The 13167-nt window shown below is 44.4% G+C and carries 13 protein-coding genes and 1 pseudogene; 13 read left to right on the top strand and 1 reads right to left on the bottom strand.

Annotated elements, in window-relative coordinates; translation table 11 throughout:
* A pseudogene (gene rok, locus RAC86_RS26605) lies at positions 1-250 on the top strand (transcriptional regulator Rok); the annotation flags it as partial.
* A gap of 40 nt (positions 251-290) precedes the next feature.
* Here rok and cse15 read toward each other — a convergent pair.
* A complete protein-coding gene (gene cse15 / locus RAC86_RS26600; RefSeq protein WP_377886198.1) occupies positions 291-1256 on the bottom strand; it encodes a spore protein Cse15 in 966 nt (321 codons plus the stop codon).
* A gap of 136 nt (positions 1257-1392) precedes the next feature.
* Between cse15 and RAC86_RS26595 the strand changes: the two genes are divergently transcribed.
* From RAC86_RS26595 to skiZ, 12 genes are all read left to right on the top strand, one after another.
* Positions 1393-1992 carry a molybdenum cofactor guanylyltransferase gene (locus tag RAC86_RS26595; RefSeq protein WP_021479380.1) on the top strand — a complete coding sequence of 200 codons (600 nt, stop codon included), beginning with the start codon at positions 1393-1395 and terminating at the stop codon, positions 1990-1992.
* Between the two features lie 50 nt (positions 1993-2042).
* The gene (locus tag RAC86_RS26590; protein ID WP_017696813.1) at positions 2043-3062 is read left to right on the top strand and encodes a molybdopterin-synthase adenylyltransferase MoeB; all 1020 of its coding nucleotides are present in this window, start codon (positions 2043-2045) and stop codon (positions 3060-3062) included.
* A gap of 17 nt (positions 3063-3079) precedes the next feature.
* The gene (locus RAC86_RS26585; protein WP_038427631.1) at positions 3080-4372 is read left to right on the top strand and encodes a molybdopterin molybdotransferase MoeA; all 1293 of its coding nucleotides are present in this window, start codon (positions 3080-3082) and stop codon (positions 4370-4372) included.
* Positions 4333-4854 (top strand): molybdopterin-guanine dinucleotide biosynthesis protein B, encoded by a 522-nt coding sequence (gene mobB / locus RAC86_RS26580; protein WP_029725925.1) that lies wholly within the window; start codon positions 4333-4335, stop codon positions 4852-4854. The genes RAC86_RS26585 and mobB overlap by 40 nt, the downstream gene beginning before the upstream one ends.
* The gene (locus tag RAC86_RS26575) at positions 4854-5327 is read left to right on the top strand and encodes a molybdenum cofactor biosynthesis protein MoaE (protein WP_003232367.1); all 474 of its coding nucleotides are present in this window, start codon (positions 4854-4856) and stop codon (positions 5325-5327) included. The genes mobB and RAC86_RS26575 overlap by 1 nt, the downstream gene beginning before the upstream one ends.
* The gene (gene moaD / locus RAC86_RS26570) at positions 5320-5553 is read left to right on the top strand and encodes a molybdopterin converting factor subunit 1 (RefSeq protein ID WP_014476678.1); all 234 of its coding nucleotides are present in this window, start codon (positions 5320-5322) and stop codon (positions 5551-5553) included. The genes RAC86_RS26575 and moaD overlap by 8 nt, the downstream gene beginning before the upstream one ends.
* A 223-nt stretch (positions 5554-5776) precedes the next feature.
* On the top strand, positions 5777-7534 hold the full coding sequence (locus RAC86_RS26565) for an ABC transporter ATP-binding protein (protein ID WP_119899297.1): 1758 nt from the start codon (positions 5777-5779) through the stop codon (positions 7532-7534).
* Positions 7535-7545: 11 nt separating this feature from the next.
* Positions 7546-9360 (top strand): ABC transporter ATP-binding protein, encoded by a 1815-nt coding sequence (locus RAC86_RS26560; protein WP_029725927.1) that lies wholly within the window; start codon positions 7546-7548, stop codon positions 9358-9360.
* A gap of 109 nt (positions 9361-9469) precedes the next feature.
* The gene (gene yknW, locus RAC86_RS26555) at positions 9470-10165 is read left to right on the top strand and encodes a YknW family membrane protein (protein ID WP_029725928.1); all 696 of its coding nucleotides are present in this window, start codon (positions 9470-9472) and stop codon (positions 10163-10165) included.
* A 4-nt stretch (positions 10166-10169) separates the two neighbouring features.
* Entirely contained in the window at positions 10170-11303 is a 1134-nt protein-coding gene (locus tag RAC86_RS26550; protein WP_015715815.1) for an efflux RND transporter periplasmic adaptor subunit, read from the top strand.
* Positions 11304-11996 (top strand): ABC transporter ATP-binding protein YknY, encoded by a 693-nt coding sequence (gene yknY / locus RAC86_RS26545; RefSeq protein WP_029725930.1) that lies wholly within the window; start codon positions 11304-11306, stop codon positions 11994-11996.
* Positions 11993-13167 (top strand): sporulation-delaying-protein transporter subunit SkiZ (skiZ, locus tag RAC86_RS26540; RefSeq protein ID WP_377886196.1); only part of this gene is annotated, 1175 nt, incomplete at its 3' end. The genes yknY and skiZ, both read left to right, overlap by 4 nt.

Below are 13167 nucleotides of genomic sequence, written 5' to 3'. Positions count from 1 at the left end.
AACGGCAAGACCGGGATCAAAAGCAGCTAAGCTGCGTGAAGCTGCTATTAAAACATTAAAACGCCACAACGCGGCGATTAAGAGCTCGGAGCTTCAAAAAGAGATTGAAAAAGAAAGCGGTCTTGAAATCCCTAATATGACAACGTTTATGCAAAGCTTAATTAAAATGTACCCGGAAGTGAAAAAGCCATATCGCGGGCAGTACATTTTAGAGGGTGAAATCGAATCTGCAGAATCAGCAAATGAATAAATATAAAGAAAAACTGCTTGGCATCGCTCAAGCAGTTTTTTTATTGAGGTTTTTTCTGTGAAGGTTTGTTTTCTTTTTCAAGATTAAGCTTATACACCCACTTTTGATAAGGCTTTTCTTCAGCGGCTCTGTTTCTCAGCTCTTCGATTGTATGGCTCTTGGCCTGGTCTGATGATTGGGCGTGGGCAAGCTGTTTTTGAAGCACATGTATCTGTTTGGTGACATCTTCAAGGATAGTCTCTACATGATTTGGCTGCGCGTAGGCCGCTGGAGCTTCTTCTTCCGTTTTTTCTTTTTGTTTCGTGCCGCCATCAATATCGGCAAAATGAGAAGCAATCCAGGCATCGCTTTCATCAAGTTGCCGTTTATACGATATAATAGTTTCGTGAAATAATTTTTCTTTCGTTTTTTCTATGTCTAGCAGTCTTTCTTTCGTTTCTATGATTCGATCTTTCATATGATCAACTTCTATTTTAATATGTTTTAGCTGATATTCTTTTTCTACCATTTGCTCTTTTAGACGCCCGTTTTCGGCTTTTATCAATTCGGCTTGCTGTTTTGCCTGAAGCAGTGCATTTTGTTCCTGCTCAATCGAGGCTTGAAGTTCGCTGATCCGTTTATGAAGATTTTTATTTTCTTCTTCGATTTTGACTTTAGCAATATGAAGTTTATGTTTTTCTTCGATTTCGGCTCTGCGTTTATAGGTTTCAGCAGATAGAAGCTCCTGCAAAACAACGATTTTATCAAGCAGTTCAGTTCTTATTTGATGCAGGGTTTGGCTGGTGTGGGAGGCATGTTTTTCTTTTGTTGACATATGTGTTAATTCGGCAGACAGCTGCTGGAGTTTTTCTTTCATATCGGTATTTTCTTTGAGCAGTTTGTTATTTTTCTGATGAAAGTAGCTTGCTTCAAGTTCAGCAATCAGCTTATGGCACCTTGAAAGCTCGGATTTTAAATAAAGGTTCTCCTGAGACACGTCGTGGAAAAAAGGACCTGATCTTTTCATTCGAACCATCTCCCTCATGATGTTAACACTACAATATGCAAATACTGAACAGCTATTCCTCTTTAATAAACAGACAAGCAGTAGCGTTGAGCCTTTGCTTTTGCTATGCTTTTAACGAAACTAGAGGTGAGATGATATGAAGCATGTAAACGTACTGTTGGCAGGGGGAGCCTCACGTCGCTTTGGAGAACCGAAGGCGTTTGTCAAATGGAAGGGCAGGATGCTTTACGAATGCGCTAAAGAGGCACTTGGAGAACAAACGGTTATCATCAGCCGTCCCGAATTTATTGATAGATTTCAAGAAAACGGTGAAAATGAAGTGTATCAAGATGCTGAGCCATTTCAAGGCATGGGGCCATTGGCTGGTATATATACCGCTTTTAAAAAGACAGACGGTGATCTTTATACTGTTCTTTCCTGTGACACACCGCTGATACAAAGAAGGACGATACTGGAGCTCAAACGTCTGATGACTGCCGGTGCTGACGCGGTAGTCCCAATTTCAGACGGACAAGTGCAGCCATTGATTGCGATTTACCACAAACGTATCATGCCAGTTCTATACGATCAGCTTTCTGAGAAGAGGTTGAGAATATCAGATTTATTAGGCAGAATTTCGGTTTGTTACGTACAGGCTGAAAATATCGGAGCAAACCCGGCAGAGTTTATCAACATTAATACACGTGATGATTTTAGCTGTTTGGAAGAAAAATCGAACTCCCTCAAGCGGGACTGACGGGGCAATAACATGATAAGATGACATAAAAGATAAGGAGAACAGGTTTGATGGAGGAACGTTATTCACGGCAAATCAGATTTAAGCAAATTGGGGAAGAGGGTCAGAAAAGACTGGCAGACAGCCATGTGCTGATTGTCGGAGCGGGAGCGCTCGGCACTGCAGGAGCTGAAGGGCTTTCGAGAGCGGGAGTCGGTACGATTACCATTATTGACCGTGACTATGTGGAGTGGAGCAATCTTCAAAGGCAGCAGCTTTATACAGAAAGCGATGCCAAACTCCGCATGCCGAAAGCCATGGCTGCCAAAGAGCATCTATCAGCGATTAACAGCGAGATACATATTGAGGCGTATGTTACCGAAGGAACAGCCGAAACGCTTGAGCCGCTGATTGAAAAAGCAGATGTCGTGATCGACGCGACAGATAATTTTGAAACCCGCATGCTGATAAACGATCTTGCCCAGAAAACAAAGACACCTTGGGTCTATGGCGCCTGTGTAAGCAGCCAGGGAATGTTCATGACTGTCATTCCCGGAGAAACCCCTTGTCTGTCTTGTTTGTTTGAGCAAATTCCTGTCGGCGGGGCGACGTGTGATACTGCCGGCATTATTCCGCCTGCTGTGCATATCGTTTCAGCATATCAGCAGGCTGAGGCATTTAAGCTGTTAACCGGCCAAATAGAAGCAATACAGCGGGGTTTTGTGACATTTGATGTCTGGAACAATTCGCATATGAAGATTAACGTTAATCATGTACGCCGTGAGGATTGCCCATCTTGCGGAGCAAATGCGGTATATCCTTATCTTCAGGATTGGAATACACCAAAAGCTGCTGTATTATGCGGCCGTGATACAGTGCAGGTAAGGTCAGAATCATTAAAAAGAATCCCGAAACAGGAACTCATTAAGCGGCTGAAAACAATCGGCAAGGTCGAGGCTAATGCGTTTTTGCTGCATATTTTTTACGAGGATTTCAGAATTGTCATTTTCAATGACGGACGGGCACTGGTGCATGGAACAAATGATGTGAAAGAAGCCAACTCCGTGTTGGCAAGAGTGATTGGACTGTAACAACAGGAGGGGTCAGAATGCTGGAGAAAAGAACACCGATACCGGTAGACGAGGCAGTTCGGCGTGTCTGCCATTTTCAAAAACAAGGTGAAACAGAATGGGTGGCGCTTGAAGACAGCCTTCATCGGTTTTTAGCCGAAGATATAACTGCGGATCACCACGTCCCTGCGTTTGACCGTTCGCCATACGATGGTTTTGCTGTCAGAGCGTGCGATACGGCATATGCATCACGTGAAAACCCAGTTCGGTTTGAAGTTATTGACCATATTGGAGCGGGAGCAGTATCTGAAAAAAAACTTGGCCCGTTTCAGGCCGTGCGGATTATGACTGGCGCGCAAATCCCTGTAGGGGCAGATGCAGTCGTCATGATTGAACTGACTCAAACCTTTGAGGAGAATGGGAAGTCATTTATGTCTTTAAAACGCCGCTTTCAGACGGGGGATAATATTTCAAAAACAGGTGAGGACGCTCAAAAAGGGAGTGTTTTACTGACAAAGGGCACCCGGGTGACACCAGGAGTGACGGCTCTTTTGGCAACATTCGGATACGCATCTGTGCCTGTCGTGAGAAAGCCTGTAGTCGGGATTATCGCAACCGGTACCGAATTGCTGAATGTCAGTGATCCGCTGGAACCGGGAAAAATCCGCAACAGCAATGCGAGTATGGTATATGCGCAAGCGATAGAAGCAGGCGCAACACCGCTTTATTTAGGGAAAATCTCTGATGAACTGGATAAAAGCTTTGCTGCAGTTAAAGAAGCGATGAAAAAAGTGGATTTCCTGATCACAACTGGCGGTGTGTCAGTCGGTGACTTTGACTTTTTGCCTGCGATCTATGAAAAACTCGGAGCGGACGTGCTGTTTAATAAAGTTGCCATGCGCCCGGGCAGCGTGACAACGGTGGCGCATGCAAACGATATGCTGCTGTTTGGCCTTTCAGGTAATCCGTCGGCATGCTATGTCGGTTTTGAACTGTTTGTCAAACCGATAATCCAGACATGGCTGCTCAATGAAACACCGCATTCAATTTGTGCGGAAGCAGTTTTGACCAAGGATTTTCCGAAGCCGAACCCATTTACCCGATTTGTTCGTGCGCTCGTGCACCATCAGGAAGGGAAGCTGTTGGCGACACCCGTTGGTTTAGATAAGTCGAGCTCTGTCACATCACTTGCAGATGCCAATGCATTTATTATCCTGCCGGGCGGCACGCGAGGCTACGAATCTGGCAGAACGGTTCAAGTGCTGCTCATCAGAGAAGAGAATGGAAGTGAATGGCCTTGGTCCGTCCTTTCCCGATCGTCCAAGTTGTAGGATTTCAAAACAGCGGGAAAACAACGTTTATTGAGCGCATTCTTGAAAAAGCCTCTGAACAGGGAGTCCATTTGGGCTGCCTGAAGCACCATGGTCACGGCGGTGAACCGCAAACGCTCACGGAAGGAAAAGACACGGACCGTTACAAGGCGGCAGGTGCTGATGTAACAGCGGTAGAAGGTGCTGGTGTGTTACAGCTGACTGCCCGCCGCAATTGGGATTTGGCACGGCTGGTCGAGTTATACCAATTTCTCGAAACAGACTGTCTTCTGATTGAAGGCTTTAAAAAAGCCCCTTATCCTAAAGTGGTTATCCTAAGTGAAAAGGAAGATCTGGAAGCGCTGCAAGCAGTAAATATAATCGCCATCATCTATAGAAAAAAAGAGCATATGACAGAGCATCAGGGATTACCCGTTTTTCATGCGGATGATCCGGTTGCCGTGGATTTTGTGCTTTCACAGCTGAAGGGGGAATCTGCATAATGGAACGGTTTGAGATTACGAAAACACCCATTAATACTGAAAACATCATCAAAAAAGTGGAGAAACGGGAAGCAGGAGCCATTACAACATTTATTGGTACGGTTCGGGAATGGACAAACGGAAAAAGAACGGTTCGGCTTGAATATGAGGCATATGAACCGATGGCCGTGCAAATGCTTGCTCAAATCGGCGCTGAAATCGAAGAAAAATGGGAAGGTGCCTCAGCTGCGATCACGCACCGTATAGGTGTGCTCGATATCGGTGAAGCAGCGGTAGTGATTGCTGTATCTTCTCCCCATCGAAAAGCCGCATATGAAGCCAATGAGTATGCGATTGAACGCATTAAACAGATTGTGCCGATTTGGAAAAAAGAAATTTGGGAAGACGGTGAGCAATGGATCGGCGACCAGCTAGAAACAACAGCTTATCCGAACGGAAAACCAGACCTAAGCGAGGGAGAGCAGCATGATTAAAATTCTTTTATTTGCAGGACTGGCTGAACAGGCCGGTACACAAGCAATAGAAATAGATGTGGAACAAGCAACCACAGATGAAATAAAAGCGAGTCTAAAAGAACAATACGGTCTTGAATCTATTGATACGGCTATGATTGCCGTTAACGAAAGCTATGTAAAAGAAAATACCTCTGTATCTTCGGGTGACACGGTAGCCATCATACCGCCGGTCAGCGGGGGATGAAAACCGGACGGCATTTCAGCCGTCCGGTTTTTCTGTATTTCATTGGCATATCCCCAAGTATCCTCAGCATACAATGATTTTCTGTAAGCGTTTATTCTACATATGTTACTCCCTATAAAGTAAGAGACTCACTCCATAATTAGACTGAAATTTTGAAAAATAATAGAAATTTATTTCGGGTATCGATATAGTGAAGATGATAAATGTTGGAAAGGTGCTGGATATGGAGACATTTAAAAGATTAAAAATGTATTATTGGCCGTACAGAAAAGTGTTTATGTGGTCGCTTCTAGCCATGCTTTTGATGACTGCAATTACTGTCGTTTATCCGATTATCCTGCAAATTACGATTGATGAGATCGTGCTGGGACGGCAGTTTCAGCTTGCGGCGTGGGTCAGCTTAGGATTTATTGCGGTAATGGTTTTGAAAGGAATGGCTACCTTTTTTCATCAGTATTTAGGTGATATGTTCGGGATCAAATCCGTTTATCGGCTGAGAAATGGTCTGTATGAAAAACTGCAGCGGCTTTCTTTTTCTTACTATGATAACGCGAAAACAGGAGATTTGATGTCCAGGCTGACTGCTGATGTTGAAGGGCTTCGTTTTTTCTTATCATACGGTCTCGCTGAGCTCATTCGCTTCGGCCTGCTGGTAGCCATCAGCCTGTCGGTTATGTTTTACTATTCTGTTCCTCTCACGCTTGTGACAATAGCTGTTCTGCCATTTCTCGCGGTTGCGGTATACCGGTTTGACAAAAGAGTCCATCCCGCCTTCAGAGGCATCCGCAAATCGTTTGCGAAACTCAATACAAAAGTTCAGGAAAATATCAGCGGCATTAATACGGTTAAATCTCTTTCCAGGGAAGATTTTCAGATCAGCACTTTCAATAAAGCCAATGCAGAATACAGGGCGCAGTATTTACAAACATCATCCATCTGGTCTGCGTATTTCCCTTTAATGGAGTTCATTGGTAACATTTGTATTGTAGCTCTCCTCTCATACGGCGGTTACTTGGTTATGCAAAATCAGCTCAATCCCGGCGAGCTCGTTGCTTTCTTCAGCCTTGTCAATTATATGATGTGGCCCATTATGAACTTAGGTTTTGTCATCAATATGTTCTCTCAAGCAAAAGCGTCAGGGGAACGCCTGCTCGACATTCTGGAAAAAGAAGAAGACATTACAGATCATCCTCATGCTTTGCATAAACAAAAATTAACCGGAGATGTCCATTTCAAAAATGTTTCTCTTGCATACGGGAAAGAACAAACAAACGCGCTGTGCAATGTAAGCTTTGAGGCAAACAGCGGGAAGGTAATCGGACTGTTGGGCCCGACAGGTTCAGGCAAAAGCTCAGTGACACAGCTTCTCACCAGATTTTACAGTCCTGTTGGCGGAATGATTACCATTGATCACAAACCAATCACGGATTATTCGTTAAAAACCCTTCGCTCCAATATCGGGGTCGTACTTCAAGAATCCTTCCTGTTTTCATCTACGATTAGATCAAATATTTCGTATGGGCGGCCGGATGCCTCAATGGACGACGTCATCGAAGCGGCAAAAAGGGCACAGGCTCATAACTTTATTGTGGAGCTTCCTGATGGGTATGACACCATGCTGGGAGAGAGGGGAATGGGGCTTTCCGGCGGGCAGAAACAGCGTATTGCCATTGCGAGAGCCATCTGCTTGAACCCGAGCATTTTAATATTGGATGATGCCACAAGCGCAGTAGATATGCAAACGGAGCACAGCATACAGCTTGCCTTAAAAGAAGTCATGAAAAACCGCACAACCTTTATCGTCGCTCACCGCATTTCTTCACTGAAACACGCTGATGAAATTCTCGTTTTTAATAAAGGACGCATTCGTGAAAGGGGAACACATCATGAGCTTCTTAAAAAAGGCGGCTACTATAAAAAGATTTACGATTTGCAATACCGTGATGTCAAAATGATTAATGAGCCGCATGAGGTCGGATAGGGAGGGGCCAAATGAAACAAGCGAAAAAACAGGGGATTTTAGAGCGTTTCTATTACTCTTCAGATGAAATCATTGAAAAGCCGTTTAACTGGGCTCAAATGTGGCGGCTGCTGAGCTATGTCAAACCATATCGAAAAACAATTTTGCCGCTTTCTTTTCTCACCGTATTAATTGGCACTGCTGTGAAGCTTGTGATCCCCATTTTGATCGGCGTTTATGTTCTTGATCAAGCGATTACAGGGAGAAACTCGGAGCTGCTGATTCAGCTCATTTTTATTATTAGCGGTTTATATGTCCTCAATTACGCCGCCAATGTGTTAAGAATCAGGTGGATGAATCAGCTTGGCCAGCATGTCATTTACGATTTGCGACAGCATTTATTTACCCATGTGCAGCGCTTATCCCATCGATTTTTTGATCAGCGGTCGGCGGGATCGATCTTAGTCAGGATCATGAATGATATTAACTCTCTTCAGGAGCTCTTTACAAGCGGAGTCATCAATTTGTTGACCGACTTGCTGCTTCTGGCCGGCGTGATTATCATTTTGTTTACGCTGAGCCCTGAGCTGACTATAGCCATCATGGTGACATTGCCGATTATGTTTTTTATTTCAACAAGTCTCAGAAAAAAAATACGCCGATCCTGGCAAACGGTACGGCTGAAGCAATCGAAGCTCAACTCTCATCTAAACGAAAGCATTCAGGGCATCCGGGTCACGCAGGCATTTACGCAGGAAGAAGAAAACATGGCGTATTTTGACGGTGTCAATCAGGAGAACTACGAATCATGGCGGGAAGCAACTAGAAAAAATGCCATGTTCCGTCCGCTTGTAGAAATGACGAATGCGATTGGGACGGCTGTCTTGATTTGGTATGGAGCCACACTCATCATGAATGAAACCATTACGATTGGCGTCTTCGTTTCTTTTGCTTTCTATCTGGGAATGTTTTGGGAACCTATTTCGAGACTGGGTCAGGTCTATAATCAGCTGTTAATGGGGATGGCATCATCAGAACGGATTTTTGAGTTTCTGGACGAACAGCCAAATGTCAAGGAGAAGCCGAATGCCATTCAAAATGAAAAGATAAATGGGGAGATCAGTTTTGAAGAGGTTGAATTTTCGTATGATGAAAAACGAAAAGCCCTTCACGCCGTTTCTTTCTCTATTCCTGCGGGCTCGACGCTTGCGCTTGTCGGGCATACAGGGAGCGGGAAGACGACGATTGCCAATTTAATCAGCCGTTTTTATGATGCGACCGGAGGCACCATTAAAATAGACGGTATACCGATTAAGGATCTTTCCCTTGCCAGTCTGCGCTCTCAAATCAGCATTGTCCTGCAAGATACATTTATTTTCTCTGGGACCATCATGGAAAATATTCGTTTTGGAAGGCCAAATGCTTCGGATGAAGAAGTGATGAAAGCCTCCCAAGCGGTCGGAGCGGATGAGTTTATTTCCGATTTAGCGGAAGGATACGCAACAGAGGTAGAGGAAAGGGGCAGCGTACTGTCTGCCGGTCAGCGTCAGCTTATTTCATTTGCAAGAGCATTGCTCGCCGATCCGGCTATTATCATCCTTGACGAAGCAACGGCAAGCATTGATACAGAGACAGAAGTAAAAATTCAGCAAGCGTTAAAAACGCTTCTGAAAGGGCGTACAGCAGTGATGATCGCTCACAGATTGTCTACGATCCGCGACGCCGACCGCATCATTGTTCTTGATCACGGCAGGAAAATAGAAGAAGGGAACCATGATCAGCTGCTCGCTAAAGGAGGCATTTATGCCGGGCTTGTGAAAGCGCAATACAGCACAGCGATAGAATAATATGAAAAGCCTTCAATATTGAAGGCTTTTGGAAATTTATTAGAAAAACATGAAACTTTTTGATATCCTTCCCGTACTATTTGTTAGATATTCTCAAGGAGGTTTTGAAATGGAAACGAATGTAGAAAAAAACAGCGGAACAGCGACTGAAAAGCCTTCACTTTTCGGAGTAATCACAAGTCCGTCCGTTCAATTTGAAAGAATAAGAGAAAGGCCGGCTGTATGGGGACCGCTTTTGATTGTTGCAACAATTATCATCGTCGGTGCCGTGCTGCAATCACTCGGTACGGATTATAGTGAGCTTTTGAAAAGCCAGGATACGCAAGGGCTATCTGCTGAACAAATGGAAACTGTCGCAACAATAACCAAATTTGGCGGAATGGCAGGCGCTATTATCGGCGGTATCGCAGCATTATTTATTGCCCCTCTTATTTATTGGCTCTGTGTAAAAATATCAGGCGGTGTTACGACATATAAAAAAATGCTTTCTCTCGGTCTGTTTGTCTCTTTAATTAGCAGTCTCGGATTATTGGTTAATGGAATCGTTGCTTTTACGACTGACGTGAATCCTCTTTACAGCACGACGTCACTGGCAGGGATTATCCCATCTGACGGGGCTCTTGCCAGCGTGTTAAATACCTTTGAAATTTTCAGCATCTGGAGCTTTGTATTATTAGCAATCGGACTTCACAAAACGGGAGGCATCTCCAAAAAAGCCGGATGGATTTCAGCAATCATTCTATTCGGAATTTTAGTTGTATTTTCGCTCTTTTCAGGTTTAATCAATTCTGTGGCGGGTGCATAAGCTCATGAAAAAAGTCTGGATCGGAATTGGAATCGCAGTTATAGTCGCTCTTTTTGTTGGAATCAATATATACCGGTCTGCCGCTCCAACAAGCGGCAGCGCCGGCAAGGAGATACAGACGGGGAGCGTTGAAGAAAATGAAATCTCATCAACGGTTATGGTTCCTGGCACGCTAAAATTTTCAAATGAACAGTATGTCTTTTATGAAGCGGATAAAGGGACATTAGAAGACATTAAAGTTAAGGAAGGCGATAAAGTTAAAAAGGGCACGCCTTTAGTCACCTATACAAATGAGCAGCTGAGCCTGGAAAAAGAACAGAACCAGTTAACGTCTGAATCCAATCGGCTTCAAATTGACCAAATTCAAGAAAAGTTAAAAGCCTTAGACAGCAAAGAAAGAGAACTGGAAAAACAGGTAGGAAAGAAAGAAGCAGAAAAACAAATCGAATCAGAACGGACAGAGCTTCAAATGCAGAAAAAAACAGCGGAGATCGAATTAAAACAAACCGAGCTTCAGCGACAGTCACTTGCCAACCGGGTATCAGATCTTGAAGTGAAAAGCGAAATTGAAGGCACCGTTATTTCTGTCAACCAAGAAGCGGCATCCAAAAAGTCAGATATTCAAGAGCCTGTCATACATATCGGCAACCCAAAAGACCTTGTCGTCTCAGGGAAATTGTCTGAATACGATACATTGAAAGTCAAAAAAGGCCAGAAGGTCACACTCACTTCAGATGTAATACAGGGTAAAACATGGAAAGGCACGGTTTCCGCAGTCGGGCTTGTTCCGGATCAGCAGGAGAGCGCTGCGGCACAAGGAACAGAACAGGCGGTCCAATACCCGCTTCAAGTGAAAATAAAAGGAAATCTTCCAGAAGGAAAGCCAGGCTTTAAATTTATCATGAATATTGAAACAGATAAACGGAAAGCAAATACGCTTCCTTCAAAGGCAGTCAAAAAAGAAGATGACCAATATTATGTGTATACAGTAAAAGACGGAAAAGCAAAGCGAGTTGATGTCAAAATCGGCGAAGTGACAGATGACCTGACAGAAATTAAAGAGGGGCTTTCCCAAGATGATCAAGTCATTTTGAATCCATCTGATCAGGTGACTGACGGAATGGAAGTGAAATCCTAAATGATTCAGCTTTCTAATGTGCGAAAAAGCTACCAGATCGGAAAGGAAACGTTTGATGTTCTCCATTCTATTGATTTGGACATTCATCAAGGTGAATATGTCTCGATTATGGGGCCGTCAGGATCAGGAAAATCGACGATTATGAATATTATCGGCTGTCTTGATCGGCCGACTTCCGGTACATATCAATTGGACGGCGAAGACATTTCTTCATATAAAGATAAAGAACTGGCGGCAGTCCGTAACCGGTCCATCGGTTTTGTATTTCAGCAATTTCAGCTTCTTCCGCGGCTGAACGCAAAAAAAAATGTCGAGCTGCCGATGATTTATTCCGGGATAGGCAAAAAGGAACGTCAAGAGCGGGCTGAGAGAGCATTGGAAAAGGTCGGGTTAGCCGATCGAATGCTCCACATGCCCAACGAGCTGTCGGGCGGGCAGAAGCAGCGGGTGGCGATTGCGAGGGCGATCGTGAATGAGCCGAAATTGATTTTAGCTGATGAACCGACCGGCGCGCTGGATACGAAAACAAGCGAGGCGATTATGGATCAGTTTACAGCATTAAATGCCGAGGGAACGACAATCGTTCTGGTTACTCACGAGTCTGAAGTAGCAGATTGCACGAATCGGATAATCATGGTGCGTGACGGAAACATTGTTCCTGCCAGCTCCGGACAAAGGAGTGTGGGAGAATGAGCCTGTTGGAAAACATCAGAATGGCTCTAAGCTCTGTCCTTGCCCATAAAATGCGTTCGATCTTAACGATGCTCGGCATTATCATTGGTGTAGGCTCTGTCATTGTTGTCGTTGCGGTAGGACAGGGCGGCGAGCAAATGCTGAAGCAGTCGATCAGCGGCCCGGGAAATACTGTGGAGCTGTACTATATGCCTAGCGACGAGGAGCTTGCAAGCAACCCGAACGCCGCAGCTGAATCTACGTTTACAGAAAACGATATTAAAGGTTTAAAAGGAATAGAAGGCATTAAACAAGTCGTTGCTTCGACTTCTGAAAGTATGAAAGCGCGTTATCACGAAGAAGAAACCGATGCTACGGTTAACGGAATAAATGATGGATACATGAATGTCAATTCTTTAGAAATCGAAAGCGGCAGAACATTTACCGACAATGACTTTCTTGCGGGGAATAGAGCCGGAATCATCTCTCAAAAGATGGCTGAAGAACTGTTCGATAAAACCTCTCCTTTAGGTGAAGTTGTCTGGATAAACGGACAGCCCGTTGAAATTATCGGCGTGCTGAAAAAAGAAACAGGCTTGCTTTCTTTCGGTTTAAGTGAAATGTATGTGCCATTTAATATGATGAAATCCTCTTTTGGCACAAGTGATTTCAGTAACGTATCATTGCAGGTCGAATCAGCAGACGACATAAAATCGGCTGGAAAAGAAGCGGCACAGCTGGTAAATGACAATCATGGCACAGAGGATTCGTATCAAGTGATGAACATGGAAGAGATTGCGGCCGGAATTGGCAAAGTAACTGCAATTATGACGACGATTATCGGCTCAATTGCAGGTATTTCCCTTTTGGTCGGCGGAATCGGTGTCATGAATATTATGCTCGTATCAGTCACAGAACGGACGCGGGAAATCGGAATCAGAAAATCACTTGGTGCGACGAGGGGACAGATTCTGACTCAGTTTTTAATTGAATCAGTCGTATTGACGCTGATTGGCGGTCTGGTCGGGATTGGTATTGGATACGGAGGGGCCGCGCTTGTTTCAGCCATTGCGGGCTGGCCGTCACTCATATCCTGGCAGGTTGTATGCGGGGGCGTGCTGTTCAGTATGCTCATTGGTGTTATTTTCGGCATGCTTCCTGCAAATAAAGCCGCAAAGCTTGATCCCATTGA

The sequence above is a fragment of the Bacillus sp. LR_5 genome, assembly GCF_042709275.1.
The sequence above is the reverse complement of the archived record's forward strand: the minus strand, read 5'-3'. Positions and strand labels throughout refer to the sequence as shown.

Bases quoted from the DNA above. Each gene is read 5' to 3' on its own strand.
- yknY (WP_029725930.1), top strand. From the start codon at position 11,304: ATGATTCAGCTTTCTAATGTGCGAAAAAGCTACCAGATCGGAAAGGAA.
- RAC86_RS26560 (WP_029725927.1), top strand. From the start codon at position 7,546: ATGAAACAAGCGAAAAAACAGGGGATTTTAGAGCGTTTCTATTACTCT.
- cse15 (WP_377886198.1), bottom strand. From the start codon at position 1,256: ATGAAAAGATCAGGTCCTTTTTTCCACGACGTGTCTCAGGAGAACCTT.
- RAC86_RS26595 (WP_021479380.1), top strand. From the start codon at position 1,393: ATGAAGCATGTAAACGTACTGTTGGCAGGGGGAGCCTCACGTCGCTTT.
- yknW (WP_029725928.1), top strand. From the start codon at position 9,470: ATGGAAACGAATGTAGAAAAAAACAGCGGAACAGCGACTGAAAAGCCT.
- RAC86_RS26550 (WP_015715815.1), top strand. From the start codon at position 10,170: ATGAAAAAAGTCTGGATCGGAATTGGAATCGCAGTTATAGTCGCTCTT.
- RAC86_RS26565 (WP_119899297.1), top strand. From the start codon at position 5,777: ATGGAGACATTTAAAAGATTAAAAATGTATTATTGGCCGTACAGAAAA.
- mobB (WP_029725925.1), top strand. From the start codon at position 4,333: ATGGCCTTGGTCCGTCCTTTCCCGATCGTCCAAGTTGTAGGATTTCAA.
- RAC86_RS26585 (WP_038427631.1), top strand. From the start codon at position 3,080: ATGCTGGAGAAAAGAACACCGATACCGGTAGACGAGGCAGTTCGGCGT.
- RAC86_RS26575 (WP_003232367.1), top strand. From the start codon at position 4,854: ATGGAACGGTTTGAGATTACGAAAACACCCATTAATACTGAAAACATC.
- moaD (WP_014476678.1), top strand. From the start codon at position 5,320: ATGATTAAAATTCTTTTATTTGCAGGACTGGCTGAACAGGCCGGTACA.
- RAC86_RS26590 (WP_017696813.1), top strand. From the start codon at position 2,043: ATGGAGGAACGTTATTCACGGCAAATCAGATTTAAGCAAATTGGGGAA.